Genomic DNA, 25,601 nt, shown 5'->3' with positions numbered 1-25,601 from the left:
CTGCGGGGCTGTGGCACAAAAGCGTCGATCAATTTGCCCCGCTACCAGATTTAGTGGTGTTGAGCGGATTTAAGGCGCGCAAATCGAAATTCCTGTGTTATAGATTTGTCCAAGATAAAAACGAGGCACAGATGAGCAGTAGCCCGAAAGTAAACGAAGACCCCAAGACACGTGTCAGCCCCGAGCTGGATGAATCCCTGCGTGATGCGATTCTTGCCAAGCCGGACGCCGTGCTGGACGATCAGGACGTGATGCGGGCGCTTGTCGCAGCGAATGAGCGGTCGATGGGCGGCAATATCGTCGATCTGCGCGGCATCGCGATGGAGCGGCTGGAAACCCGGCTGGACCGGCTGGAAGACACCCATCGCTCTGTCATCGCGGCGGCTTACGAGAATCTCGCAGGCACCAATCAGGTCCACCGGGCCATCCTGCGGATGCTGGACCCGACCACGTTTGAGACCTTTCTGGCCGATCTGGGCGGTGAGGTGGCCGATATCCTGCGGGTCGACAAGGTCACGCTGGTGCTGGAAACCGCGCAAAACAAGGACGACCCCGCTGTCAAGCGGCTGGGTGAGGTTCTGATGGTTGCGGAGCCCGGCTTCATAGACCGCTATCTGCCCAGCGCCCGCGACGGCAGCCCTCGTCAGGTGACGCTGCGCCAGTTGCAGCAGGGCTCGGCGCAGGTCTACGGCCAGACCGCCCAGCAGATCAGGTCCGAGGCCTGCCTGCGGCTGGATTTCGGCTCTGGCCGTTTGCCGGGCATGCTGGCCATGGGGGCCGAAGACCCGCATCAGTTCACCCCACAGCAAGGCACTGACTTGCTGGCATTTTTTGCAGGCGTATTCGAAAGGGCGATGCGCCACTGGCTATCATGAGCCTGATCTCGCCCGCCTGTCGGGACGCGCTGCAGCACTGGCTGGACGCGCAAAAGGCGCTGGCGGGCAACGCGGAAAACACCATCACCGCCTATGGCGGCGATGTTACCGAGTTCCTGTCCTTCATGACCTTGCACAAGGGCGAACCACAGGGCCTCGGCGCGCTCGAACGGATCACCGTTTCGGATATGCGCGCCTGGATGGCCAAGGCGCGCAATGACGGCATCGCGGCGCGCTCACTGGCGCGCAAGCTCTCTGCGGTCAAGACCTTCTATCGCTGGCTGGCCGAACGTGAGGGGTTCGAACCCACCGCCGTGCTGGCCGCCCGCGCGCCCAAGTTCCAGAAGAAACTGCCGCGCCCGCTGGCCGAGGATGCCGCCCGCGCCATGATCGACACGGTCGAACTACAGTCGACCACCGATTGGGTCGCCGCGCGCGATGTCGCGGTGGTCACGCTGCTTTACGGCTGCGGCTTGCGCATCTCCGAGGCGTTGGGCCTGAAAGGGTCAGATGCCCCCCTGCCCGCCACGTTGCGCATCATCGGCAAGGGTGGCAAGGAACGAGTGGTGCCGGTGATCGACGCCGCCCGTGATGCGGTCGAAACCTATCTGCGCCTGTCCCCCTACCCATTGGAGGCAGACGCCCCGCTGTTTCGCGGTGTGCGTGGTGGTCGCCTCAATCCCGGCGCGATCCAGGGTGCGATGGCCCGCGCCCGCGCCCAGCTTGGCCTGCCCGCCTCGGCCACGCCCCACGCGATGCGACACAGCTTTGCCACGCATCTATTGGCGGCGGGCGGCGATCTGCGTTCGATCCAGGAATTGCTCGGCCACGCCTCGCTCTCGACAACGCAGGCCTATACGGCGGTCGACACGGCCCGGCTGATGGAAGTCTATGAGCGCACCCACCCCAAGGCGTGACGTCGGATCATAGCAAAAACCCCCGATCAAGGGTTTGCAGTTCGCAACAAATTCGGTCATGAAATCGGAATGACACCGAGAAAACGCGCGATTGGCGTTCACCTTTTTACAGCCACCGGAGCTGTTTTCGCGATGCTGTCCATGCTGGCCGCTGTTGATGCGAAATGGGACCTGATGTTTCTCTGGCTGGTCGTCGCCTTTATCGTTGACGGCATCGACGGCCCGCTGGCGCGGCACTATCACGTCAAGAAGAACGCCCCTGAGTTTGACGGCGTACTGCTGGATCTGATCATCGACTATCTGACTTACGTATTCATCCCGGCCTTTGCGCTGTTCAAATCCGGGTTGATGGATGGCTGGACCGGCTGGTTTGCAATCATCATCATAACCTTCACCAGCGCTTTATATTTTGCCGACACACGCATGAAGACAAAGGACAATTCATTTTCCGGCTTCCCCGGTTGCTGGAACATGGTGATCCTGGTGATTTTCGCGCTTGAACCAAATTTCTGGGTCAGCCTGTGCCTGGTCAGCGCCTTGGCGGTGGCGATGTTCCTGCCGCTCAAGTTCATTCATCCGGTGCGGACCGAACGCTGGCGCCCGCTCAGCCTGTCGATGGCGCTGGCCTGGACATTCTTTGCCGGCTGGGCCGCCTGGGTCGATTTCCACCCTGAAAGCTGGGCGCATTGGGGGCTTGTGCTGACCAGCCTCTACCTGGTTTTCGCAGGCATCGCGCAGCAAATCATTCCCGCTGGAAAACCAGCCAGGTAAAGATCACACCGCTGCGTCTGTTCTCGGGCTGCACCGCCTCCACCCAACTGCGCCGCAACAGCCTGAGCCCCTGCGCCTCGGCCTGTGCAATGGTCTTGTCCACAGCTGCTGGAAAGGCCGGGCGTGTCGGGTCCGAGGGGCCTTCGCGCAGGGACATGATCATTCGTCCGCCCGCTCCGGTCAGCCCCGCAAGTGAGGCGATTGAGGCCCCCCGCAACGCGGGCGGAACGTGATGCCACACCGCATTGAGCAGAACCAGATCGAACTTGATGCCCAGCGCAGTGGATTGTCGCAGATCCGGCAGGCCATCATCAAGCCATGTGATGGCCGCGCTCTCATGTAAGCCACGCGCCGCTTGCCGCAAACTGTCAACCGGTTCCGTAGCCCAGACCTGATGTCCCTGCCCGGCGAACCACGCCGCATCGCGCCCGGTTCCCGCGCCCACATCAAGTATCCGTGCCGGATCGCGCGGCAGAAAACCCGCAACTGGCTGTAAGACGGTCGCTGTGCTCAACGCCTCAAGCCGTTCAGTCAGCGTATCCGCTGCCTCGTCATAGGCTGCAAGAATACTGTCGACCGAGGTGGTGTCCTCGGGTTTCACAGAACGTCCTGTATCTCGAACTCGGTCCCGTTGAAGCCAAAGCTCTCGCCCGCCTCGAGCCCCGCCATCGCCTTGTAGATCGGGCTGGCGGTCGAAACGCCCATATAGGTCGTGCCCTCCACCTCGAAACGGGTGGTCGAGACGCAGATGATGAAACTGCGGTCCTTGAACGAGACGATGGCACCGGGGCCGACGGCGTCGGTCAGGCTGAAATCGGTGTTCTCGATGACGTCGATCTTGGCATGGTGGGCTTGCACCGGCGTATCGAAGGCCGCGGCCAGATCGGCGTTTTCACGCGAGGCCGCCAGATCGTCCTTGTCATGGGTCTCACGTTCATCCAGCCGCGAATCCGCAATGAATGCCTCGTAATGGGCGATGGCGTCAGCCAGCTCGGCCTCTTCCAGAGACATCAGCTTTGCTACAACGGCCTGTTTCAACGCGGCGCGATCCGTCATTGTCGTCTTCCCTTTTCAAGTCTGCGGCACACGATGCCTGATGGCGTGTGATCAACGCCTTGATCTGCCTCAAATAAGAAGTCCGGCAGCCCCTTCGTGGCGCAGCAGTGCAACCTTGGTCTCGACCCCGCCCTTGCCGGAAAACCCGGTCAGCCCCTTGGCTCCCATCACACGGTGGCAGGGGATGATCACCGGGATCGGGTTGCCGCCACACGCCTGCCCGATCGCCTGCGCAGGCACGCCCAGATCGCGGGCGATCTCGCCATAGGTGCGGGTATAGCCGAAAGGAATCTCCCGCATGGCGGCGCAAACCGATTGCTGCAGGTCTGAGCCCGCGACGCGCAACGGAAGGTCGAAATCCTCCAACGCGCCCCGGTCATAGGCGCGCATCTGCGACGCAGCCTCTTGCAGGACGGGCGTTTCCTCGCCACTGGCAACACCGTCCCAGACAACCGAGGTGATCTCCCCGGCTTCCTCAGCGATGCCCAATGTGCCGAACTGTGTCTGGACTGCGATCATATTCATGATCGCAGCCTGACAGACGCTGGCGGTTGGCCGCAAGCCTATTCCTGTCGCAGGGCGGTGAAAGCCGCTTGCAAGCGGCTTGCAGCCAATCTCAGCCCGAAAGCGCTTCGTCGCAGCGTCCACAGACCCCCGAATGCGCATGGCGACCCACATCCGGCAGAATCTTCCAGCAGCGCTGGCACTTGGCACCTTCGGCCTTTTCGAACACCACGCCAACACCCTCTATTTCCGGAACACGGAACGCCTCGGCCGGGGCTGGGTCAGCCGTCACGGTCAGGCCCGAGGTGATGCACATATCATCCACGTCGAACGTAGCCAGAAGATCGCGCGTTTCGCCATCCTCGACATGCACGATCGGCGCGGCTTCCAGGCTGGAACCAATCACCTTGTCCTGACGCTGCACCTCCAGCGCTGCGGTCACCGCGCGACGCACGCGACGGATCTTGGCCATGCCCGCCTCAAGCTCAGCATTGCGCCAATCGGCGGGTGTATCCGGGAAATCGACCAGATGCACCGAGCTGTCATCGCCCGGAAAGCGTTCCAGCCAGACCTCTTCCATGGTGAAGACCAGAACCGGGGCCAGCCAGGCGGTCAGGCGGTGGAACAGAATGTCCAGCACGGTGCGCGCCGCACGGCGGCGCAGGCTGTCGCCGTCGCAATAGAGCGCGTCTTTCCGGACGTCGAAATAGAAGGACGACAGATCGACGGTGGCAAAGGTAAAGACCGCGCTGAACACGCCCTGGAAGTCAAACGCGGCATAGCCCTTGCGCACCTGCTCATCCAACTCGGCCAGACGGCTGAGCACCCAGCGTTCCAGACGCGGCATATCGGCGGGATCAACGCGGTCGCTTTCCGAGAAATCCGCCAGCGAGCCCAGCATGAAGCGCATCGTGTTGCGCAAACGGCGATAGCTGTCAGCGGTGCCTTTCAGGATTTCCGGCCCGATCCGCTGATCGGCGGTGTAGTCGGTCTGGGCCACCCACAGACGCAGGATATCGGCGCCATATTGCTTGATGACCTCTTCCGGCACGATGGTGTTGCCCAGCGATTTGGACATCTTGTTGCCCTTGGCATCCAGCGTGAAGCCGTGCGTTACCACGTTGCGATAGGGCGCACGGCCCTTGGTGCCACAGGCTTGCAACATGGACGAATGGAACCACCCGCGGTGCTGGTCGGTGCCCTCCATATAGACGTCAGCGATGCCGTCCTCGGTGCCATCCTCGCGGTCGCGCAGAACGAAGGCATGGGTCGAGCCCGAGTCGAACCACACGTCCAGCACGTCGAACACCTGATCATAGTCGTCGGGGTTGACGATGCCGTCCAGAACCTGCGCTTTGAAGCCATCGGTGTACCAGATATCCGCGCCGTCTTTCTCGAACGCCGTCTTGATCCGGGCATTGAGCTCGTCGTTGCGCAGCAGGTAATCCGCATCGGTGGGCAGAGCGCCCTTTTTGGTGAAGCAGGTCAGCGGCACGCCCCAGGCACGCTGGCGGGACAGAACCCAGTCCGGGCGCGCTTCAATCATCGAATAGAGGCGGTTTCGACCGGTCTGCGGCGTCCACTTCACTAGCTCGTCAATGGACCGCAGGGCGCGGGTGCGGATGGTATCGCCCATCTCGCCCATGCCGTCATCCAGCTTGCGGTCGACCGAGGCAAACCACTGCGGCGTGTTGCGATAGATGATCGGAGCCTTCGAGCGCCAGGAATGCGGATAGCTGTGCTTGATCTTGCCACGCGCCAGCAGTCCACCGACCTCGGCCAGCTTGTCGATCACGGCCTTGTTCGCGTCGCCTTCACCGCCCTTGCGGGACAGGATGTATGTGCCACCAAAGAACGGTAGATCGGCGCGGAAGCTACCGTCATCCATCACGTTATAGGTGATGACCTGCTCCAGCATGCCCAGATCGCGATACAGTTCGAATTCTTCCATACCATGCGAGGGCGCGCAGTGGACGAAGCCGGTGCCTTCTGTATCGGTCACGAAGTCGGCTGCGCGGAAGTCGCGAATATCGTCCCATTCGCCATTGCCACCTTCGGCCCCGGCCAACGGGTGGGTCAGTTGAACACCTGCCAGTTCATCGGCGGTGACATCCCTTACACGAGTCCACTGGTCATCGTTCAGACGGGCGCGGCCAAGAACATCGCCAGCCAGATTGTCGGCCAGCAGGAACTTGTCTCCAACGCTGGCCCAGCATTCATCCGGCGCGCCAGTGACTTCGTACAAGCCGTAAGAGATGTCCTTGCCATACACGACCGCCTTGTTTGACGGCATCGTCCACGGAGTCGTTGTCCAGATAACAACAAATACGTCATCCAGATCACCGGCATTCACGACCTTGAACTTCACCCAGATGGTGAAGCTGTCCTTGTCGTGATACTCGACCTCGGCCTCGGCCAGCGCTGTCTTTTCAATAGGCGACCACATCACTGGTTTCGAACCCTGATAGAGCGTGCCGTTCATCAGGAACTTCATGAACTCGTCGGCGATCACCGCCTCGGCGTGGTAGTCCATCGTGATATAGGGATCGGACCAGTTGCCGGTGATGCCCAGACGCTTGAACTCCTCGCGCTGGATGTCGATCCAGCCTTCTGCGAACTTGCGACATTCCTGACGGAAGTCGACGATGTTCACCTCGTCCTTGTTCTTGCCCTTCTTGCGGTACTGTTCCTCGATCTTCCACTCGATCGGCAGGCCGTGGCAGTCCCAGCCGGGCACATAACGCGCGTCAAAGCCCATCATCTGATGCGACCGCACGATCATGTCCTTGATAGTCTTGTTCAGCGCGTGGCCGATATGCAGATGGCCGTTGGCGTAGGGAGGGCCGTCATGCAAGGTAAAGGGCTGACGCCCCTCTTTGTCGCGCAGGCGGTCATAGACACCGATCTCTTCCCAACGCTCCAGCCATGCGGGCTCGCGCTTGGGCAGGCCGGCGCGCATCGGGAAATCGGTCTTGGGCAGGTTCAGCGTGTCTTTGTAGTCGGGCGTTTGGGTCGTGTCGGCGCACATGGGTGGCGTCCTTGTCGATGGCATATGGGTCGGATGTTGGGTCGGTGCGAGGTCTCAAACACCTTTGCCCGGCGTCTCGTCAGATCAGAGCGCCGGGGTCGTAATTCGAATAATGATGGCCTTCAGACAGGACATGGCCGCCTTATATGGCGGCTTCCAACCGGGGTAAAGCGGTCACGTTCACTTCAAGAGCGGGATATCGGGCCGGGCCAGCATCAGCCAGATGATTGCAAGCACCGCGAAGAATGCCGGAGCGCCGCAGAGAACCCAGATGCGATAGAGCCGGTCGAACGCCTGTGGCAGGGGCGCGTCCTGCGCGGCGGCGGCACGCGCGAGGTCGCGCAGGCGTAGCTGGATCCAGACAACGGGCAACCAGAACGCTCCGGTAAAGGCATAAAGCGCGATCGAAAGCAGAAGCCACCCTTCGGTCAGGTCCCAGCCCAGCTCATGGGCCAGCAATATGCCTGTTACCGGCTGTGCGATCACGGCGGTCGTGGTGAAAATCAGATCCGCGATCACCACCCACGCCGCCACCTGAGCGATCACGGCAGGGATACGGCTGCGCACCGCCATCAGCATGAAAAAGGCGATCCCCGCCCCGGTTCCAAACAAGACACAGGCCCCGATCACATGCAGCCAGCGCAGGAGCAAATCGAGCTCGATCATCGGTCCTCCAGCAGGGTGTAGAGAACAACCGACAGCATCGCGGCAGGCAGGATCTTGACCAGTGGGCCCAGCGGATCTGCCCAAAGTTGCGGTACGACAAAGGTTGCAGCCAGGAGATAGGCGATCGAGACCGCGACCTGCCCGACGCAGGCCCGTGCTGCCCAGCGTCGCAGCAAAAGCCCCGCCCCCAAAGCCAGATCAGCAATGGACCAGAACAGAACCGACGCAGCCGCAAGCGATGGTCCCCAACCGGCCTGACGCAAAACTTCGGCAGCGGTATCCATCCGTAACAGGCCAATCACCCCCGAGATGCACCAGAATATGCAGAGCACGGCCAGAATCAGCGGCATCAGCAAGGAAAGCCGGGCCTCCTGACGCTCGGCCCGGGTGCAGTTTTGGCTTGCATAGATTTCGGGCAGCGGCCGGATACGCCCTCCGGTCGCCGCATAAGCGCTCGGATCACCGGTGATCCCGTCGCGCAACACCGTCAATGCCGTGCTGCGCAGGGGCGAGCGCCATCCCAGATGGCCCAGCAGATCGGCGGCATGCGACGACCCTTTGATTAAACAGCCTGGCATCTCGACTAAGTGTCTGGCGGGTTCAAACCCCAACCACGCGCGTGTTGACGCCACAACCCCGGCCAAATCGCGCGGATGTGTTTCGACCAGATCGTAACACCCCGGCGCGAGCTGCCCATCGATCGTCTCTCCGATCACGCAGCACAGATCCGACAATCCGACGCATTGGATCGGAACCCGGCCCAGCGCGAGAGGTTGAAGGAAAGGCACAGCCGCCAGCATTCGCAACAGCGCCGTTCCGCCATAGGCGCTCTGTCCGACCACGAGGCCGGGCCGCAGCAGGTGCAGCGAAACACCGGAGCGGCGCAACGCAGCATCTCCGCGCGCCTTGCTTTGCATAAACACGGTGGGCGCTTGAGGGTCGGCACCAACGGCAGAGACCTGAACCACGGCAATGTTGCGCCCGACGCAGGCCGCACCCAATGCTGCGATGGCAAGGTGGTGCACAGCCTCCAGATCATCGCCGCCGCCATCCTGCAACGCACCTGCGCAATTCACCACGACATCGATATCAGTCAGCAGATCGGACCAGCAGGAGGGGTCCGTCAGCGCTCTGAGATCAGCGACCCTGACCGGAGTATTGGGCAGGACCCGGGCCGCGACACGCCGATTGCGCACCAGCCCGGTGACACGATAACCTCGCTCTTTCAGCGCTCTGACGACAGCGCTGCCAATGAACCCATAGGCCCCCAGAACCAGAATATGTGTGGTCAATGCGTCACCTCGGATCAGGCAGATCGTCTTGTCATCCTACAGCCCGGCGAACCGCCGGAAACCCATATAACGCCCACCGCGACATCGGAGCACAAAAGATCAGTTTCGGGAAAAGACGCTGCTGAGCGCGCGCTTCACAATACCGCGGACCGAGGGTTTATGACGGTCGGAGAAGGGCAGCGGTCGGCAGACCTCCATTGCGGCGACGCCGACGCGGGCGCTGAGCGCGCCATTGACCAGACCTTCGCCGAAGCGGCGCGAGAGTTTGCTGAGCAGTGAGCCACCCAGAAGCGGCTCCAGCAGGTCATCGCCCACGGCCACTGCGCCGGTGGCCACCAGATGCGTAAAGACCGCACGGGTCAGGCGCCAGCTGCCCAATAGCCCGGCGCGCCCGCCATAGATCTCGGCAATACGGCGGATCATTCGCAATGAGGCGGTCAGCGCCGTCAGCACATCGGCAAGCGCCAGCGGAACCAGGGCCGTGACCGTTGCAACCTGACGGGCGGCGTTTTCGACCTCGCGGCTGGCAGCGGCATCAAGCGGGGCCAGCACCTCATCCTCCATCAGCTGCATCATGGCATCGGCATCGAACTGGTCCGCCTTGCGCTCGGCCAGGCTTTGCAGGCCCCAACGGGTATCCTCGCGCCCTTGATAGAGCTTGTTGATCCGGTCGCTGACCGCGCGCGCCTGGTTCAGGTCATGTTCGGCCAAAGCCTGCACGGCGGCCTGCCGCAGCCCGTCGACACGGCGCAACCGGCCCAGCGCCGCCAATTCGCGGATCACCAGGATCACGCAGGCCAGAACCAGCGCCGCGAGCAGGCCCGAGACCGCCCAGCCCAGCAGAGGCATGCGCGCCAACAGGTTGTTGACGAAATCCCAGGCCGCGATGGAAACCATCGCGCCGACAACCGTCAGCAGCAGCCCCCAGAACCAGCGCGCCAGACGCGACGGCCGTCGTGCGGCGACCTGGGCGGCCAGTTGCATGGCGCGCCCGGCCCCGGCGTCGGGAACGGGCGGCGCGTCGGTGACGCTGGGCGCGGGGGTGTCTTCGTCTTCAAGATCGATCAGGACCGGGCCTTTGGTCATGTCGTTGTTGCCTCTCTGGACCAGATGAACTTGATATCGGGCAGGTTCTCGTCATTGTCACGGCCATCGCTGCGGGCCGCTTCGCTGAACCCTTCGCGCAGATAGAAGCGCGCCGCACCGGGATTGGCCTGAAACGCAAACAGCTCCAGCCGGTCGCTTTGCGCCTTGGCTGTGTCCAGCAAGCGCGCGCCGATGCCCTGTCCGCGCCTCTGTTGCGACAGGTAGAGCGAGTGGATCAATGCGCCATCGCGAGCCAGAAACCCTTCGACCCTGCCCTCCAGTTCGGCCACGGTCACCCAGCGCCGCGCGATCATCGTGCCGCAAAAGGCAATGGTTTCCGCCGCGCTGTGCAGGTCGGGCATCCAATCATTGTCGCGTGTGAAACCGTGCAGAATGTCCCCGCACCGCCCGGCATCGGTCGGTTGCGCCGGTCGCAGCAACACGCTCATAGCCGGTCACCGATCAGGAATTGCGCGGCCCGGTCCAGCCGGATATGGGGCGGCCCCTCGCCCGGCTTGAGCGTCAGGCGCGCCGGGGCAAAGCTCATCACCTCATAATCGCCCGAGAGCCATTCGCTGGCACCGTCTCGCGCCGGACCCAGCAGATGCGATGGGTCTTCGGGCAAATCACCGGGATAGAAGGCCGCCTGTTTGCCGCTTTCCAGCAAGCGGCCCCGCACGCAGGGCAATTCACGGCCCTCATGCGCGCGCATCTCTTCGGTCGTGGCCCGCAGCGAGGCCAAGGACAGCGCCGCTGTCTCACTACCGGCAAAGCGGGCACGGTCGCGCGCCTCGCGCGTCATCGCCTCGATGATTGCGGTCAGGCGGGGATGCTGGCTGTGATGCAGGTGATCCGCCTTGGTGGCCGCAAACAGGATCTTTTCAACCCGTTTGCCCAGCAGCAGACGCGACAACCAGGCGTTGCGACCGGGCCGAAAGGCCGCGAGGATATCCCCCATTCCACGCCGCAGATCCTCGACAGCGCGCGGGCCACGATGGATCGCACCCAGCGCATCGACCAGCACCACCTGCCGGTCGATACGAGCGAAGTGGTCCCGGAAAAACGGCTTTACCACCTGTGATTTGTAGGCCTCGAACCGCCGCTCCATCTCGCGATGCAGCGACTTGCGCGGCGCAGGCCCATCGACCGGCAGCGGTGCGAAGGTCAGAACCGGCGAGCCCTCAAGATCACCGGGCAGCAGGAAGCGACCGGGCGTGCAGTCGTAATGGCCCTCATCGCGCGCCGCGACAAGATAGTCGGCAAAGTTGCGTGCCAGAGCCTGCGCGACCGGCTCAGCATGCTCTGCCTCGGGCACGACATCCTGCAAATGCGCAAGGAAACCCGCCGCGCATGCCCGCGACGAGATACGGGTCAGAACTTCCTGCGACCACTCGGCATAAGATTTTTCCAGCAGCGCCAGATCCAACAGCCACTCGCCGGGATAGTCGACAATATCGACATGAACCGTGCGCGGCCCCGACAACCCAGAGAGCAGGCCCGATGGCCGCACCCTGAGCGACAGGCGCAGTTCCGATACCGCGCGCGTGCTGTCTGGCCAGCGTGGCGCATCCGAGGTCAGCGCCGCCAGGTGGGTCTCATAGTCAAAGCGCGGCACGGTATCGTCCGGCTGCGGCTGCAGATAGGCAGCCTCGATCCGCCCTTCCTGTGCAGCCGCAAGGCCGGTCATTCGTGCCCGGTCCAGCAGATTGGATACCAGTGAAGTGATGAACACCGTCTTGCCGGACCGTGCCAATCCGGTCACGCCCAGCCGGATCACCGGTTCAAACAGCGCCTCGGAGACCACATCCCCGGCATTTTCCACACCGCGCACCAAAGTGTCGGCAATTGAAGATAAAACCAAACCGCTGCCTCTGACTATTCGAGGCCAAGATAGGCGGCCATCACGGAATTTGCGAGGCTCTGCTTCGCGTTCCGGGATGTTTTGCCGAATGAACAAGGCACCCGCTCCATCGCGACCCAAAGCCCTGATGGCCCTCAATCACCTTTCGGGTCTATCGGACTCGGGCCGCTATAGGTCCACCGGTAAGACGGCGGGGTCGGTCCTTTGTTGCGCCCGCCCTGGTTCATCTGCTCCCAGGCATGAGCGATGATCCCGACTGAACGCGAGAGGCAAAAGAGCCCGCGCGCCAATGGCCCGGCAAAGCCCAGTTCCGCATAAATCACTGCTGTGGCACCATCGATATTCATTGGCACCGGCTTGCCTTTGCGCGTGTTGAGCATGTGCTGGATGGCGCGGCCAATCTCGGCATAGCGGCCACTGACCGTACCTGCCAGCGCGGCCTCATCAACCAGGCCCAGCAGACGCGGCGCGCGTGGGTCCACGGGTTTGTGAAAACGGTGACCGAAACCCGGTACAAATTTTGTGCACTCCGTCTGCCAGCGATCAATCATTTCGGGCACCGCCGTTTCAAGCGTTTGACCGGCCTGAACCGCATTGTCGATCCAGCTATAGAGCTCAACCGCCTGTTCGCCCGCGCCGCCGTGGATGTCATCCAGCATGTTGATCGCCGAGGCCATCGCCCCGTTCAGCCCCAACCCACAGGTGACCGCCATGCGTGAGGCCGCGATCGATGGTGCTTGTGGCCCATGATCCACCGCCGCGACCAGTGCGCATTCCAAAAGCTCCGCCTGCGCCTTCGACGGGATATCGCCGCGGGTCATGAGCCAGATCATCTGTGGAAAGGTCACATTGCCGATCAGTTCCTCAATCGGATGTCCGCGAAGCCGGATCTCGCCCGGTACCATATCGATAATGTCCGTTTTCCACCAATCAGAGACATCGTTCTGTGTCCCGTTCATATCGCGCCATCCTTCTTCAGTGCGTCCAGAGCCTCGCCACTTACGCCCAGCTCACCCCAAATCTGAGCATTGTGTTCACCCAAAAGGGGCGGTGGAGTGTCGACCACCGGCGCGCTGCCATCGATCTTGATGCCGGTGGTAGCGACCTGAATGTCGCGCTCCACACCCGGCACGTTTTCGAACCCGTGCAGAAAACCGCGATCTGCGATCTGCGGCATCTCCAGCACCTCCGGCACCGTCAGAACCGCACCTGACGGCACGCCGATCCGGTTCAGGTCCTTTGCCCAATCCCGCGCGGGCCGGGTTTTCAGTACGGTTTCCAGCTCTGCCTTCAACGCCAGCCGGTTTTTTTTGCGATCTTCGCGGGTGGCATAGTCCGGTCGCGCGCGGAGCTCGGCCAATCCCAGATGATCGGTCAGCAACACCCATTGCTCGTCCTTGTTTGCGGCGATGTTGATCAGGCCATCACCCGCCTCGAAGGTGCCCGAAGGCGCAGAGGTCACATTTTCATTGCCATTCGCAGCAGGTACGACCCCGGCAATCAGGTAGTTTGACACCACCCAGCCCATGGTGGCGAGCACCGATTCAAGCATCGAAACGTCGATGAAGGACCCGCGCGGGTTGCCGCTCAGCGCTGCGGTAATTGCGAAGGCGGCGGTCATGCCACCCACCGTATCGGCAACCGGATAACCCACCCGCAGGGGCGCAGTGTCGCTATCCCCGGTGATCGACATGACGCCGGACGCGCCTTGAATAATCTGATCATAGGCCGGGCGATGGACCCATGGCCCCTCTTGACCAAAGCCCGAAATCGCACAGTAAATCAGGCGCGGATTGACCTCTCTCAGGGCCTCATAACCAACCCCGAGACGGTTCATCACACCGGGGCGAAAATTCTCGACCACCACATCGGCGGTTTTCACTAGCTTTAGAAACAGCGCCTTGCCGTCCGGGTGCTTGAGATTGACCGTGACGGATTTCTTGCCCGCGTTCTGGGCCAGAAACGAGACGCCCATGCCCTTCTTGTTCAGTTCGGGATCAGCCCCCAATTGCCGGGCCAGATCGCCGCGCCCGGCGGCCTCGACCTTGATCACCTCAGCCCCAAGATGCGCCAGATGATGGCAGGCAAACGGGCCCGCAAGCACGTTTGTCAAATCGAGAACTCGGATATTGGAGAGCGGTCCCATGTGGTTCCATCGGTCTATTCACTGCCTTTTCACGTAGACATCCGAGCACATCCATCGCAACTTTTTCTGAGTTTTGTTGCGCAGAGTAGAACAGATGAAACAGCCACGTGTTGAAGCCGTCGAGAAGGCGCTGTCAATTCTTGAGGCATTCTCGAAAGATCGACCGGCGCTGACCCTGACGGAAATTTCAGTGGAAACAGGCCTTTACAAAAGCAACGTAAGCCGGCTCGCAGCGTCGCTTGAACATTATGGCTATCTGAAACGCGATCCGAACCGGCGTTTCCGTCTCGGACCGGCCCTATGGCGGCTTGGCGCGCTTTACCGCCGCAACTTCGAACTAGGCGAATCCGTCCGCCCGGTGCTGCGCCAATTGGTCAGAGAGACCGGCGAGACCGCCTCGTTCTACGTTCCCGATCAGGATGAACGGCTATGCCTTTACCGCGAGAATTCGCCCGATCCTGTTCGCCATCATCTCGATGAAGGCGCGCGCCTGACGATGCAATCGGGCGCGGCAGGGCATGTTCTGGCGGCCTTTCATCTCGGCGATGAAACGGCCAGAACACGCCTGGACGCCGACGGAAGTTGCGTTTCGCAGGGAGAACGCAATCCCCATATTTCGGCCGTCGCCGCACCGATCATAGACGCGACCGGGCAGTTTCACGGCGCGCTTGCAGTGTCCGGGCCGCACGAAAGACTGAACCGCGATGCTCTTGCCAAAGCACGTATCGTTGTCGTGGCCTCTGCGCGGGCATTGAGCCAGGGCCTTGCTTGACGATTTCCCGACTACGGAACCAGAAACTGACAAGAAGTCCTATTCTGCACGCCGAGGGCTGGCACAGCCTCTGTTACGCAACGTAGCCAAATCAAAGAGTTGCTACTTGCAACTTAAATGTTAGGACTTCCTAAAGTTCGGAGGAGATCATAATGCCGCATTTCACAGCACCGGTTGATGACGCTGAGTTCCTGCTTCACGATATCTTTCGGGTCACGGAGTCCGACATTCCTGGTTACGAGGATCTTGAAAGCGATTTTACGACTGCGGTTCTGAATGAAGCAGGCAAGTTGGCCTCCGATGTTTTTGCGCCAATAAACCAGGATGGCGATCAGATCGGGTGCAAGCTCGAAAATGGCCAGGTTTTTACCGCTCCGGGCTTTCGCGAAGGCTTTGATGCCTTGCGAGACGGGGGCTGGACCGGTCTTGATATGCCCGAAGAATACGGTGGGCAGAATCTGCCGTTTCTTATGCTGATTGCGGTGAACGATTTCCTCAGCGCCTCTAACGTGTCGCTCATCATCTATCAGGTGCTGACGCATGGCGCGGCCCAGGCGATTCTGGCGCATGGGACCGAGCAGCAAAAGCAGACCTATCTGCCCAAGATGATCTCTGCCGAATGGACCGGCACGATGAACCTGACCGAGCCTCATTGCGGTACCGATCTCGGGCTGTTGCGTACCAGGGCGGAACCGCAGGCGGACGGGACTTACAAAATCTCGGGCCAGAAGATCTTCATTTCTGCTGGTGAGCATGACCTGTCCGACAACATCATACATCTGGTGCTGGCCCGCCTGCCCGACGCCCCCACAGGGGTGAAGGGCATTTCGCTGTTCATCGTGCCCAAATATGTGGTCGATGAAAACGGCAATCCCGGTGAACGCAATGGCGTGTCGGTCGGCAGCATCGAAGAAAAGATGGGCCTGCACGGCAATGCAACCTGTGTGATGAACTATGATGGTGCAACGGGTTACCTGTTGGGGGATGCGCATAAAGGCATGCGCGCCATGTTCACCATGATGAACGAAGCGCGGGTCAGCACGGCGTTGCAAGGTGTATCACTGGGCGAAGCTGCCTATCAGGCGGCGCGCGACTACGCGTTGGACCGGCTGCAGGGGCGCGACGTAACCGGTGCGAAGAACCCCGAAGGTCCGGCGGACCCGCTGATTGTGCACCCCGACGTGCGTCGCAACCTTCTGGAACAAAAGAGCTTTGCCGAGGGTGGCCGCGCTCTGGCCTATTGGGCTGCGACACTGATCGACCGGGCGCATCGCAACAACGATGCCGAGGCGGATGCGTTGGTCTCTCTCCTGACCCCGGTCATGAAGGGTTTTTTATCTGATGTCGGCTTCGACATGACGATCCAGGCGCAGCAGATTCTTGGCGGCCACGGATATATCGAAGAATGGGGAATGAGCCAGTTTGCCCGCGATGCCCGGATCGCGCAGATCTATGAAGGGGCCAACGGCATTCACGCGCTGGATCTGGTCGCGCGCAAGATGCCCGCCAATGGCGGGCAGGCGATGCGTGAATTCTTCTCGATCGTCGGGGCCTTCATTGCCGAACACAAGAACGCACCCGAAGTCGGAGAAGCGTTCATCGCGCCGCTGGCGGATGCGCTGAACGACCTGCAATCCGGGGCTGCTTATTTTGCCAAATGCGGAATGGGCGATATCAATTCCGTTCTGTCCGGTTCCTATGACTACATGCACCTTTTTGGGCATGTATGCTTGGGCTACATGTGGGCGCGCCAGGCCGTCGCCGCGACACAGGCGCTGGCGGTTGGCCAGGGCAATCCCGCCTTCTACAAGGCGAAGCTGAAGACCGCGCGGTTTTACATGATGCGGCAGTTGCCGAAGACGAAATCACTGCTGATCCGCAGCTGCGCCGGTGCCGAACCGGTCATGGACATGACTGCCGAGGAATTCTGAGACTTCCGAGATAAACCCCGCCGGACATTCAAAGTGACCGGCACAGCTATGAAACACCAGCTACCGGGTCAGATAAGCTAAACTCCCCGTAGCCGACAGGAGGATATCAAGCCAATGACTGAACAGTATCCCAACCTTTTTGCACCGCTCGAAGTTGGTCATGTGACCTTGCCGAACCGCGTTTTGATGGGGTCGATGCACCTTGGTCTTGAGGATATCGAGGGGGGTGTCGAACGCATGGCGCGGTTTTATGCGGATCGCGCACGCGGGGGCGTTGGCCTGATCGTAACCGGTGGCGTCGGCCCCAACCCGGAAAGTGCCGTGATCAAGGGCGGCGGCACCATGATGAACGAGCATGATATCGAAGAGCATCGCCCGATCGCCGAGGCGGTGCATGAGGCGGGCGGGGTCATCTGCATGCAGATCCTGCACACCGGTCGCTACGCCTATAACCCCGACAACATCAGCGCCTCACCCATCAAGGCCCCGATCAACCCGTTTGTCCCGCGCGAACTGACCTCGGACGAGATCGAGAAGCAGATCGACGATTTCGTCAACTGCGCCGTCTGTGCCCAGAAAGCCGGCTATGACGGGGTCGAGATCATGGGGTCCGAGGGCTATTTCATCAACCAGTTCATCGCCGAGCGCGTGAACCACCGGACCGATGGCTGGGGCGGCTCTTACCAGAATCGGACCCGTCTGGCGGTTGAGATCGTGCGCCGCACGCGCGAGGCCGTGGGCGAGAACTTCCTGCTGATCTTCCGCCTGTCGATGCTGGACCTGGTCGAGGGCGGCTCGACCATGGAAGAGGTGATCGAGCTGGGGCAGGAATTGGAGAAGGCCGGGATTTCGATCATCAATACCGGCATCGGCTGGCACGAGGCGCGGGTGCCCACCATCGCCACGCTGGTGCCGCGCGCCGCCTTCACCCGCATCACCGCCGCGTTCAAGGGCGCGGTTTCGGTGCCGGTCATCACCTCGAACCGGATCAACACGCCGGAAGTGGCCGAAGAGATCCTGGAACGCGGCGACGCGGACATGGTGTCGATGGCGCGCCCCTTCTTGGCTGATGCCGAGTTTGTGGTAAAAGCTGCCGACGGCCGCTCGGACGAGATCAACACCTGCATCGGCTGCAACCAGGCCTGTCTGGATCAGGTGTTCATGCAACAGGTCACGTCGTGTCTGGTGAACCCGCGCGCGGCCCATGAAACCGAGATCGAGATTGTGCCGACCGACGCGCCAAAGAAGATCGCGGTTGTCGGCGCGGGCCCGGCTGGGCTGGCATATGCCACGACGGCGGCGCGGCGCGGCCACAACGTGACCTTGTTTGACGCGGCTGACAAGATTGGCGGGCAGCTCAACATCGCGGTGCAAGTGCCCGGCAAGGAAGAATTTCACGAAACCATGCGCTATTTCGGCAAGGAAATCGAACTGTCTGGTGTCGATCTGCGCCTGAACACCTTCGTCAAACCCGAGGATCTGGACGGGTTTGACGAAGTGATCACCGCAACCGGTGTGCATCCGCGCGAGCCGCAGATTGTTGGCATCGATCACCCCAAGGTCATGACCTATGTCGATGTGCTGCGTGACAAGAAGCCCGTTGGCAAACGCGTGGCGGTGATCGGCGCGGGCGGCATCGGCTTTGACGTCAGCGAGTTTCTTGTCCATTCCGGCCCCTCCGCCAGCCTGGACCCCGATCAGTTTGCCCGCGAATGGGGCATCGACCTGAGCGGCAAGACCCGGGGCGGCTTGACCGGCGCGCCGGAGATCCCCGCCCCCGCACGCGACGTCTATCTGCTGCAGCGTAAGACGTCGAAACTTGGCGAGAACCTGGGGCCGACCACCGGCTGGATCCACCGCGCACAGCTGCAGCGCGCCAGGGTGAACATGATCGGCGGCTGCCAGTATGTGAAGATCGACGATGAGGGCCTGCACATCACCGTCGACGGTGAACCGCAGGTGCTGAAGGTGGACAACGTCATCCTCTGCGCAGGGCAGGAATCAAACCGTGATCTGGCCACCGAAATGGGCGGCACCCCCACCCTCATCGGCGGTGCCGACGTCGCCGCAGAACTCGACGCAAGACGCGCTATCGACCAGGCCGTCAGACTGGCAGCAGTGGTCTGATCCACGCGCATTCGGTCGCAGGTGCAGGATATGGTGCGGGCCTTCATATCCTGCACCTGCGGTGCGAATAAAGAAGGAGAATGAAATGGCAAATGACAGGCTGAACCCCGAGCTTGCCGATGCGTACCGCTGGCTGCCGGTTTTCCCGTATTTCAACCGCGCGACCATCCCGCTGGGGCGCTTCCTTTACAACATGGGCTCGAAGACCAAAGCGGAATTTGGTGCGACGGTAGACGAATACAATATCGGACCGCTGCTCTTGCGTGTGTTTCGTCCCATCGCACCAGCGCTTGAAGGGGGCGTGCTGTGGATACATGGTGGCGGTTTTATTGCTGGAACGACCGAGCAGGTGAACGAGGTCGCTTCGCGTTTTGCACGCTGGCTCCGCGTTCCAATTGTGACCGTTGAATACCGTTGGGCACCGGAAAACCCCTACCCTGCGGCCTTGGACGACGTGCACGCGGCGTGGCAATGGATGCTGGACGCGGAAGACATCGACTCGACGCGTATGGCCATTCTGGGTCAAAGCGGCGGCGGCGGGCTAGCGGCAGCTCTGGTGAACCGCATTCACGACGAGGGTGGACAGCAGCCGGTGGCGCAGGTTCTGCATTATCCAATGCTGGACGACCGCACCGCAGCGGACCGATCGCTGGACAAGGAAACGTTTGAGATCTGGAACAACCGCTGCAACAAGGTGGCGTGGAACGCCTATCTGCATCCGGCCAAGGCCGGAGATGCTTATGTGTCGGAATATGCGGCACCGGCGCGGCGGGAGGAGTTGAGCGGCCTGCCTCCGACTTGGATCGGCGTTGGCACATATGATCTGTTCTCTGAAGAAACCCGCACATATGCGGACCGTCTAATCGACGCCGGAGTGCCCTGCGAGACTATGTATGTTGATGGCGCGCCGCATGTGTTTGAAATCATGGCGCCGGAATGGAAGACGTCGGGGCTCTTTCTTGAGAGGACGCGTGCCTTCTTGAAGAGGCATCTTGCCTCTGGCGAGACTGCCAAGGTGGCGTAATGCGCGCGCGGGCGACCGAACCGCCATCTGGTTCGCTGATCGACAGCTATGCATCCAAACCGGGTTTCTATACCGATTGTTTCTCAACAGAGATTTCCGGCCACGTGACGTTTGAGGACTATCTGTCAGCGTTCTATGGCAGCTGGCTGTTTCGCCTGGAACGTCTGATCCTGAGATCGCTGTTGAAGGTGCCAACAAGCGACCGGGATTTGTCGGCCTACATTACCGGCGATACCAACGCCTTCGCAGTGTGGCGACTTGAGCAGCGGCAGGACAATCAAATGATTGCCAAAGCCGTCAGCGGAAGCAACCGGACCCGATCCTGGTTCCTGTTGGATCACGAAAGTCAGGGCTGTACGAGGCTTTATTTCGGATCTGTTTTGGAGCCTGCCCAAGCTGAAGACGGCGAACGACCTCGGCTTGGTCTTGTGTTCCGCATCGCGTTGCCAGCGCACAAACTATATAGCATTTGTCTATTGAATGCCGCCGCGCGTCGTCTGGCCAGGCTCAAAACACCCTGAACTTAGTGAAGGGGGTTTGCTATCGCAGGGAGACCCTATTTCGAGCCGGTGCCATTGTGGCAGGCATTCTGCATTTTCTTGAGGTGTTTCCGCGTGCTTGGTTCTGCGCCCGGGCCCGGCATAAGCTTCAGATCGGCCGGAGTCACGGTTTGGCCGGTTTCAGTCGCAACAGTGATTTCCTGCAAAGGTATCTCTGTCATGCGCTCGACAAGGCGCACCGGCTCGCCTTCCGAGCCGAATATCCATTTGTCGCCCCACTGGCCCAACGCGACAACAACGGGAAAAAGCGCGCTTCCCTTTGGCGTCAAAACGTAAAAGCTCCTGGAACTGCCTTCCTTTTGCGGATGCTTGCTCAGAATTCCTGCCTCGCACAATGCTTCGAGACGGTTGGTCAATACGTTCCTGGCCATGTCGAGGCTACGCTGAAAGTCAGAGAACCGCGTGGCCCCGACCAGTGCTTCCCGCACGATCAGAAGGCTCCATTTGTCCCCCAGAACATCGAGAGACCGCGCCCAGCTGCAGTTTCTATCAGAAAGTGGAACGGTCATGGATTTTCTACTGAAGTCATTTTCTAATGGACCACCGGTTGTGCATTTCACGTTTTCCCGTGTCGAGCTGCTCCGGATGAACGGCTCTGGGTGTTTGGTTCGCGGCAAAACGCTCAGATTTCAAGATAAAACCCGGGTTAACACCAGAACGCTTCCCAGATCCTTCGCCAATATCATGTCGGTAAATCCGACCTATGGTTGACGTTAAGGTAATGTCGGCTTCTCAGCCGCTCAACAGCAGAGCACAAAAAATGACGTCACGTTTTAGTTGCTTTTATGAACCTTTTTGCCCCTGTTATGTCTATCGCGCTGGGAGGACGCAATGACAACTGCACGATACAACTGTTCCACGCACGGCAAAGCTTCTGCATTGTCCGGCCTGTCAGTTTCCAAAGCTGATGCGGGCAGCCTGGGGCTGTTGAATACCAGTGAGTGTGTGAAAGATCCGCGGGGTGTTTCAAAACCGCCCCTATCAGCAGCACGGATATCGCCGAGTCGTCAACTTTTCTAGGCAGGGACGAAAAGACCTGATCGGCTCAGATCGGTTCTGTAGTTACGTCTGATTTTTTGGAGTTCCAAGGGAGGAACGATACATGGGGGTCTATGCTCCGACTGCGTCACCAAGTGACGTCATTGCAATGCGCAAGAAGTACCTGCGCCCAATCGTCTTGGGTGTGATCGGAGGCATTTTTGCAGAAATCATGTTCATCCTTGTCCAGGGCGTCATCCTGTATCCGGGCCAGCCCATATGGGTCATGGCGTTCTGGGGCTTTTTCTGCGGCGTCGGCATGGGAGCCTTGGCAGGTGTTTTCCTGGATGTCTTTGTCGTGGACCGCTTCGAGGGTAAATCCTCCATACTCTGGGGGACGACCGTTGCGTTTGTACCCTACGCGGCATGTGGGTATTTTTGTTACGAGATCGCCCTGAACGTCAATTACTACGGCGCACGCGAGATGGGCATGATCTTTGTCTACAAGAACATGATCCTGTCCTTCGTCGGAGCTCTGCTGATTTCGCTCCTGCTGTTTACAGAGCGCGGCAGAGCCGTCTGCGAAGCACTGCGCCTGTGATGTCGGCTGTCCTGCAACACCAGAGCCGGTTGTGGTTCAGCCCGCTCAGCCTGCGCATGTTGCTGGTCTGCGCGGTCGCAGCGTTCCTCGCAAAGGCTGTGATTGAGGTTTCTCTTTGGGGCGATGACCTGTTGTACGCCGCGATGAGTACAAAAGCCGCAATTGCAAATCATGCCTGGTATCTGCTGGTTGCGGGGTTGGGCCAGGGGGCGGTTTTTGTGTTGGCGATGCTGTTTGTCCTGACCAGCAAAGGTTTTGCGCGGGTTCTGGCATTTGCCGTGATCGGAGCGTTGACGTCTCTTTGGGGGGCAAACGTCATTCACAATTACGACGTGATCGGATTGTGCATTGGAACCGGAACGCTGTCGCCGCTCAGTTTCGCACCATCTATTCCCCAGACAACCGCAGGCGCACTCATTGGGGCAACGATTGCCTGCCGTGCAATAAGACTCTAGCCGAGCCGTTTGGTTCATCTGAATTTGTGGGCAATGAGACCATCATGAAATCCCCCGGACGTAGCATCTCAGTTTCGCTGAGGCCCGGGCTGTGTCTCTCGTCCCCGGATCACTGCGTCAGGGCTGCACGGGATGCGGCAATCCTGACGTGAAACACCCCCGCAGAAATCTAAGCGGCAACAAACGTCAACTGACCACCAACGGGCGACGACCCGGAAATTGCAGAAGAGGAGACTGCATATGACAGGTACGATGATGTACCAACAACTCAACGTGGGCGCGATAATCGACCACGCAAGCAAATTCCACGGCGATACAGAGGTTGTTTCTGTTGAAACGACGGGGGGCGTGCGCCGGTCCAACTGGTCTGAAGTTGCCAGGAACGCGCGCAGACTCGCCTCGGCCCTGAACAAGTTGGGTGTTCAGCAAGGTGAGCGGGTTGCCACCATTGCGTGGAACAATGTGCGCCACCTTGAGATTTACTTCGGCGTCGCCAGCGGCGGTATGGTCTGTCATACGATCAACCCTCGCCTCTTCCCCGAGCAACTGGTTTACATCATCAACCACGCCGAGGATCAGGTTCTGTTCCTGGATAAGACCTTTCTGCCGGTAGCCGCTAAGCTGGGCCAGATGCTGAAGACGGTCAAAGCAGTTGTGCTCATGGGTCCGCGCGACGAGGAAGCCGCCGCGATGGTGGATGGGCTGCTGTTTTACGACGAGCTGCTGGAAACCGGCGATCCGGATTACGTCTGGCCCGATATCGAGGAAACCGCGCCCGCCAGCCTGTGCTATACCTCTGGCACCACCGGAAACCCGAAGGGTGTCCAGTATACGCACCGGTCGATCTCGCTGCATGCGCTTGCCATCGCCCTGCCGGACGCGCTGAACCTGTCGGGCCGGGATTCGGTTCTGCCCGTGGTTCCGATGTTCCACGTCTCGGCCTGGGGCATTCCCTATGTTGCCGCCGTGGTTGGCGCCAAGCTGGTACTGCCCGGGCCGGGCATGGACGGGGCCAGCCTCGTCAACCTGATCGAAGCGGAAGAGGTCACCATCTCGCTGGGCGTGCCAACCATCTGGCTGGGTCTGCTGGCCGAGATGAGCGCGCGCGGCACCAACCTGCCGACGATGCGCCGTACCGTGGTGGGCGGGTCCGCCATGCCACCCAGCATGTTCAACGAGTTCCGCGAAAAGCATGGGATCGAGATGATCCACGCCTGGGGCATGACCGAGACGTCACCGCTTGGAACCGCGAACCAGCCCAAGGCCAAGCACGCAGAGCTTGACGATGATGCCATGAACGCGCTGCGCATGGGTCAGGGCCGTCCGCCCTTTGGTGTTGACCTGCGCGTCGTCGATGACGAAGGCAACACGCTGGCCAATGATGGCGAAACGCAGGGTATGCTGCAGATCAAAGGTCATTGGATCGTCGACACCTATTTCGGGCATGACGGCAACACACTGTCCGAGGATGGCTGGTTCGACACTGGCGATGTCGCAACGATCGACCCTGATGGTTACATGGTAATCCGCGACCGGTCCAAGGATATCATCAAGTCGGGCGGCGAGTGGATTTCCACCGTTGAGCTTGAGAACATCGCCATCGGCCATCCCGCGATCGCCAATGCCGCCGCAATCGCCGCGCGGCATCCGAAATGGGACGAACGCCCTGTGATCGTCGCGCAAAAGACCGGCCAGATCACCGACGATGAATTGATCGCGTTCTACGACGGCAAAATCGCGAAATGGCAAATGCCCGACGCGGTCGTCTTCGTAGAAGAACTGCCGTTGGGGGCCACCGGCAAGGTTCTCAAGAACAAGCTACGTGAAGAGTTTGGCGACATGCTGATGCCGTAAATCCTTGGCCAAAAGCACTTCGACAAAAGCTTCGGTCGAAGGGAGGCCTGTGATGCTAAAGGAACTCCGTCAGCGTTTTGCGCGACTGATCAACCATGGTTTGAGAGGTGGGGAAGCGGCGCGCCGGCTTCAAGTTTCCCCAGCCACAGGCGGACGCCACATCCGGAGCAAGGGCGAGGCCAGTATGGCCTCGCTTGGGTATCCTGCGAACTCGGGCACCAAAAATAGCAATTCTTCTGTGCCACTTCTGTCCAGATTTCGCGTTCGCCGAAAGCTCACTCAAATGTCTGGTGAATGCTGGCTGCCGTTTCAAGCAGGGCATGCTCAATCAAAGCTCTTTGCCGCCCGAAACGTGTTGAGGGAACCGGGATCGAGATAGCGTGGAGGTCGCCGCCCCAATCTCTAAAAGAGAACCCGATGGCGGAAACACCGGCTGAGTGTTCGTCCAGATCATAGGCGAGCCCAGTATGGCGGACCTCTGCGAGTTCTTGCAGCAGAACCTCAAGATCACGTTTGACACCGTTTCGGTCCCATTCGTTTCGGATGAGTTTGACGGCTGCGCTTTCCTCAAGTTGCGCCAGACAGGCTTTGCCGTTGGCGGTGGTCGTCAGAGGGAAGACCTCACCCACTTGCGATACCGTTGTAAGCCGGTAAACGCCGGGCACCTGATCGAGAAACACCATGCCGATGCCACGCATGACGGCAAGGTCAGTGGTTTCGCCGGTTTTCTGGGTCAGCTCGGTCAGCAACAGGCGACAATGCTCTACGATATTGTATTGCGCAGCGCCGGCCAGAGCGCTGAGTTCCGGCCCCAACCGAAGTCCGCCGCCGCCAGCATCGGAGATTACGAACCTTTCTTCCGCCAACGCGCTGGTGATTCTCTGTACCGTTGAGCGGGGCAGATCGACCCGTTCGGCGATTTTCCCCAGACTCATACCCGATTGTGTTTCCTTCAATGCTCGCAGAATCGTCGCGGCCCTGGAAATGACCTGAATTCCGTTTTTTTCATTCTTTTCAGTCATTTGGGATGTTCCTGCGACTTGGGTCTTCACGCTTCAGCGAGAAGTCTGTTTTGGGGATAGTGTATCGTAATGCGA

The 25,601-nt window shown here is 60.4% G+C and carries 24 protein-coding genes; 11 read left to right on the top strand and 13 right to left on the bottom strand.

All coding sequences use genetic code 11. The features are described 5' to 3' along the window. Positions 1–131 precede the first annotated feature (131 nt). The 3 genes from AB1E34_RS05095 to AB1E34_RS05085 all read left to right on the top strand — a co-directional run bounded on the left by AB1E34_RS05095 (position 132) and on the right by AB1E34_RS05085 (position 2,563). Positions 132–875: a DUF484 family protein gene (locus AB1E34_RS05095; protein ID WP_372571254.1), complete on the top strand. Its 744-nt coding sequence runs from the start codon at positions 132–134 to the stop codon at positions 873–875. After that, positions 872–1,792 carry a tyrosine recombinase XerC gene (locus AB1E34_RS05090; protein WP_372571253.1) on the top strand — a complete coding sequence of 307 codons (921 nt, stop codon included), beginning with the start codon at positions 872–874 and terminating at the stop codon, positions 1,790–1,792. The genes AB1E34_RS05095 and AB1E34_RS05090 overlap by 4 nt, the downstream gene beginning before the upstream one ends. Positions 1,793–1,861: 69 nt before the next feature. Beyond that, complete coding sequence (locus AB1E34_RS05085) at positions 1,862–2,563, top strand: CDP-alcohol phosphatidyltransferase family protein (protein ID WP_372571252.1); 702 nt, start codon at positions 1,862–1,864, stop codon at positions 2,561–2,563. On the opposite strand, the gene AB1E34_RS05080 is transcribed toward AB1E34_RS05085, so the two are convergent. The 11 genes from AB1E34_RS05080 to AB1E34_RS05030 form a co-directional block, all read right to left on the bottom strand. Then, a complete protein-coding gene (locus AB1E34_RS05080) occupies positions 2,535–3,164 on the bottom strand; it encodes a class I SAM-dependent methyltransferase (RefSeq protein WP_372571251.1) in 630 nt (209 codons plus the stop codon). The genes AB1E34_RS05085 and AB1E34_RS05080 overlap by 29 nt on opposite strands. Beyond that, a complete protein-coding gene (locus AB1E34_RS05075) occupies positions 3,161–3,619 on the bottom strand; it encodes a hypothetical protein (RefSeq protein ID WP_372571250.1) in 459 nt (152 codons plus the stop codon). The genes AB1E34_RS05080 and AB1E34_RS05075 overlap by 4 nt, the downstream gene beginning before the upstream one ends. A 69-nt stretch (positions 3,620–3,688) precedes the next feature. Then, a complete protein-coding gene (locus tag AB1E34_RS05070; protein ID WP_372571249.1) occupies positions 3,689–4,144 on the bottom strand; it encodes a methylated-DNA--[protein]-cysteine S-methyltransferase in 456 nt (151 codons plus the stop codon). Between the two features lie 91 nt (positions 4,145–4,235). Further along, a complete protein-coding gene (gene ileS / locus AB1E34_RS05065) occupies positions 4,236–7,151 on the bottom strand; it encodes an isoleucine--tRNA ligase (RefSeq protein WP_372571248.1) in 2,916 nt (971 codons plus the stop codon). 180 nt (positions 7,152–7,331) lie between these two features. Then, positions 7,332–7,817, bottom strand: coding sequence for a DUF2269 family protein (locus AB1E34_RS05060; RefSeq protein WP_372571247.1), 486 nt, complete (start codon positions 7,815–7,817; stop codon positions 7,332–7,334). After that, positions 7,814–9,109: an SDR family oxidoreductase gene (locus tag AB1E34_RS05055; protein WP_372571246.1), complete on the bottom strand. Its 1,296-nt coding sequence runs from the start codon at positions 9,107–9,109 to the stop codon at positions 7,814–7,816. The genes AB1E34_RS05060 and AB1E34_RS05055 overlap by 4 nt, the downstream gene beginning before the upstream one ends. Positions 9,110–9,208: 99 nt before the next feature. Continuing rightward, on the bottom strand, positions 9,209–10,195 hold the full coding sequence (locus tag AB1E34_RS05050; RefSeq protein WP_372571245.1) for a YcjF family protein: 987 nt from the start codon (positions 10,193–10,195) through the stop codon (positions 9,209–9,211). Next, entirely contained in the window at positions 10,192–10,644 is a 453-nt protein-coding gene (locus AB1E34_RS05045) for a GNAT family N-acetyltransferase (protein WP_372571244.1), read from the bottom strand. Before AB1E34_RS05045 ends, AB1E34_RS05050 begins: the two co-directional genes overlap by 4 nt. Further along, positions 10,641–12,056: a YcjX family GTP-binding protein gene (locus tag AB1E34_RS05040; RefSeq protein ID WP_372571243.1), complete on the bottom strand. Its 1,416-nt coding sequence runs from the start codon at positions 12,054–12,056 to the stop codon at positions 10,641–10,643. Before AB1E34_RS05040 ends, AB1E34_RS05045 begins: the two co-directional genes overlap by 4 nt. 134 nt (positions 12,057–12,190) lie before the next feature. Then, a complete protein-coding gene (locus tag AB1E34_RS05035) occupies positions 12,191–13,015 on the bottom strand; it encodes a citryl-CoA lyase (RefSeq protein WP_372571242.1) in 825 nt (274 codons plus the stop codon). Further along, positions 13,012–14,202: a CaiB/BaiF CoA transferase family protein gene (locus AB1E34_RS05030; protein ID WP_372571241.1), complete on the bottom strand. Its 1,191-nt coding sequence runs from the start codon at positions 14,200–14,202 to the stop codon at positions 13,012–13,014. The genes AB1E34_RS05035 and AB1E34_RS05030 overlap by 4 nt, the downstream gene beginning before the upstream one ends. 94 nt (positions 14,203–14,296) lie before the next feature. Between AB1E34_RS05030 and AB1E34_RS05025 the strand changes: the two genes are divergently transcribed. The 5 genes from AB1E34_RS05025 (at position 14,297) to AB1E34_RS05005 (ending at position 20,577) form a co-directional block, all read left to right on the top strand. After that, a complete protein-coding gene (locus tag AB1E34_RS05025; RefSeq protein ID WP_372571240.1) occupies positions 14,297–14,974 on the top strand; it encodes an IclR family transcriptional regulator in 678 nt (225 codons plus the stop codon). 152 nt (positions 14,975–15,126) lie between these two features. Further along, entirely contained in the window at positions 15,127–16,905 is a 1,779-nt protein-coding gene (locus tag AB1E34_RS05020) for an acyl-CoA dehydrogenase C-terminal domain-containing protein (RefSeq protein ID WP_372571239.1), read from the top strand. Between the two features lie 114 nt (positions 16,906–17,019). Beyond that, the gene (locus tag AB1E34_RS05015; protein ID WP_372571238.1) at positions 17,020–19,032 is read left to right on the top strand and encodes an oxidoreductase; all 2,013 of its coding nucleotides are present in this window, start codon (positions 17,020–17,022) and stop codon (positions 19,030–19,032) included. A gap of 85 nt (positions 19,033–19,117) precedes the next feature. Beyond that, positions 19,118–20,056: an alpha/beta hydrolase gene (locus tag AB1E34_RS05010; protein WP_372571237.1), complete on the top strand. Its 939-nt coding sequence runs from the start codon at positions 19,118–19,120 to the stop codon at positions 20,054–20,056. Further along, positions 20,056–20,577, top strand: coding sequence for a hypothetical protein (locus AB1E34_RS05005; protein WP_372571236.1), 522 nt, complete (start codon positions 20,056–20,058; stop codon positions 20,575–20,577). The genes AB1E34_RS05010 and AB1E34_RS05005 overlap by 1 nt, the downstream gene beginning before the upstream one ends. A gap of 35 nt (positions 20,578–20,612) precedes the next feature. On the opposite strand, the gene AB1E34_RS05000 is transcribed toward AB1E34_RS05005, so the two are convergent. Continuing rightward, positions 20,613–21,176 (bottom strand): winged helix-turn-helix transcriptional regulator, encoded by a 564-nt coding sequence (locus tag AB1E34_RS05000; protein WP_372571235.1) that lies wholly within the window; start codon positions 21,174–21,176, stop codon positions 20,613–20,615. A gap of 587 nt (positions 21,177–21,763) precedes the next feature. Here AB1E34_RS05000 and AB1E34_RS04995 point away from each other — a divergent pair. The 3 genes from AB1E34_RS04995 to AB1E34_RS04985 all read left to right on the top strand — a co-directional run bounded on the left by AB1E34_RS04995 (position 21,764) and on the right by AB1E34_RS04985 (position 24,504). Next, positions 21,764–22,195 carry a hypothetical protein gene (locus AB1E34_RS04995; RefSeq protein ID WP_372571234.1) on the top strand — a complete coding sequence of 144 codons (432 nt, stop codon included), beginning with the start codon at positions 21,764–21,766 and terminating at the stop codon, positions 22,193–22,195. Next, entirely contained in the window at positions 22,195–22,650 is a 456-nt protein-coding gene (locus AB1E34_RS04990; RefSeq protein ID WP_372571233.1) for a hypothetical protein, read from the top strand. The genes AB1E34_RS04995 and AB1E34_RS04990 overlap by 1 nt, the downstream gene beginning before the upstream one ends. A gap of 240 nt (positions 22,651–22,890) precedes the next feature. Beyond that, entirely contained in the window at positions 22,891–24,504 is a 1,614-nt protein-coding gene (locus AB1E34_RS04985) for a long-chain fatty acid--CoA ligase (RefSeq protein ID WP_372571232.1), read from the top strand. Between the two features lie 275 nt (positions 24,505–24,779). Here AB1E34_RS04985 and AB1E34_RS04980 read toward each other — a convergent pair whose 3' ends face one another. Then, complete coding sequence (locus tag AB1E34_RS04980; RefSeq protein WP_372571231.1) at positions 24,780–25,526, bottom strand: IclR family transcriptional regulator; 747 nt, start codon at positions 25,524–25,526, stop codon at positions 24,780–24,782. Positions 25,527–25,601 lie beyond the last annotated feature (75 nt).

Origin of the sequence: Ruegeria jejuensis, assembly GCF_041537905.1 — a bacterium.
In the GTDB taxonomy this organism is placed as follows: Bacteria; Pseudomonadota; Alphaproteobacteria; order Rhodobacterales; family Rhodobacteraceae; genus Ruegeria_C.
Note: the sequence above shows the minus strand (reverse complement) of the source record. Positions and strands in the feature narration are given on the sequence as shown.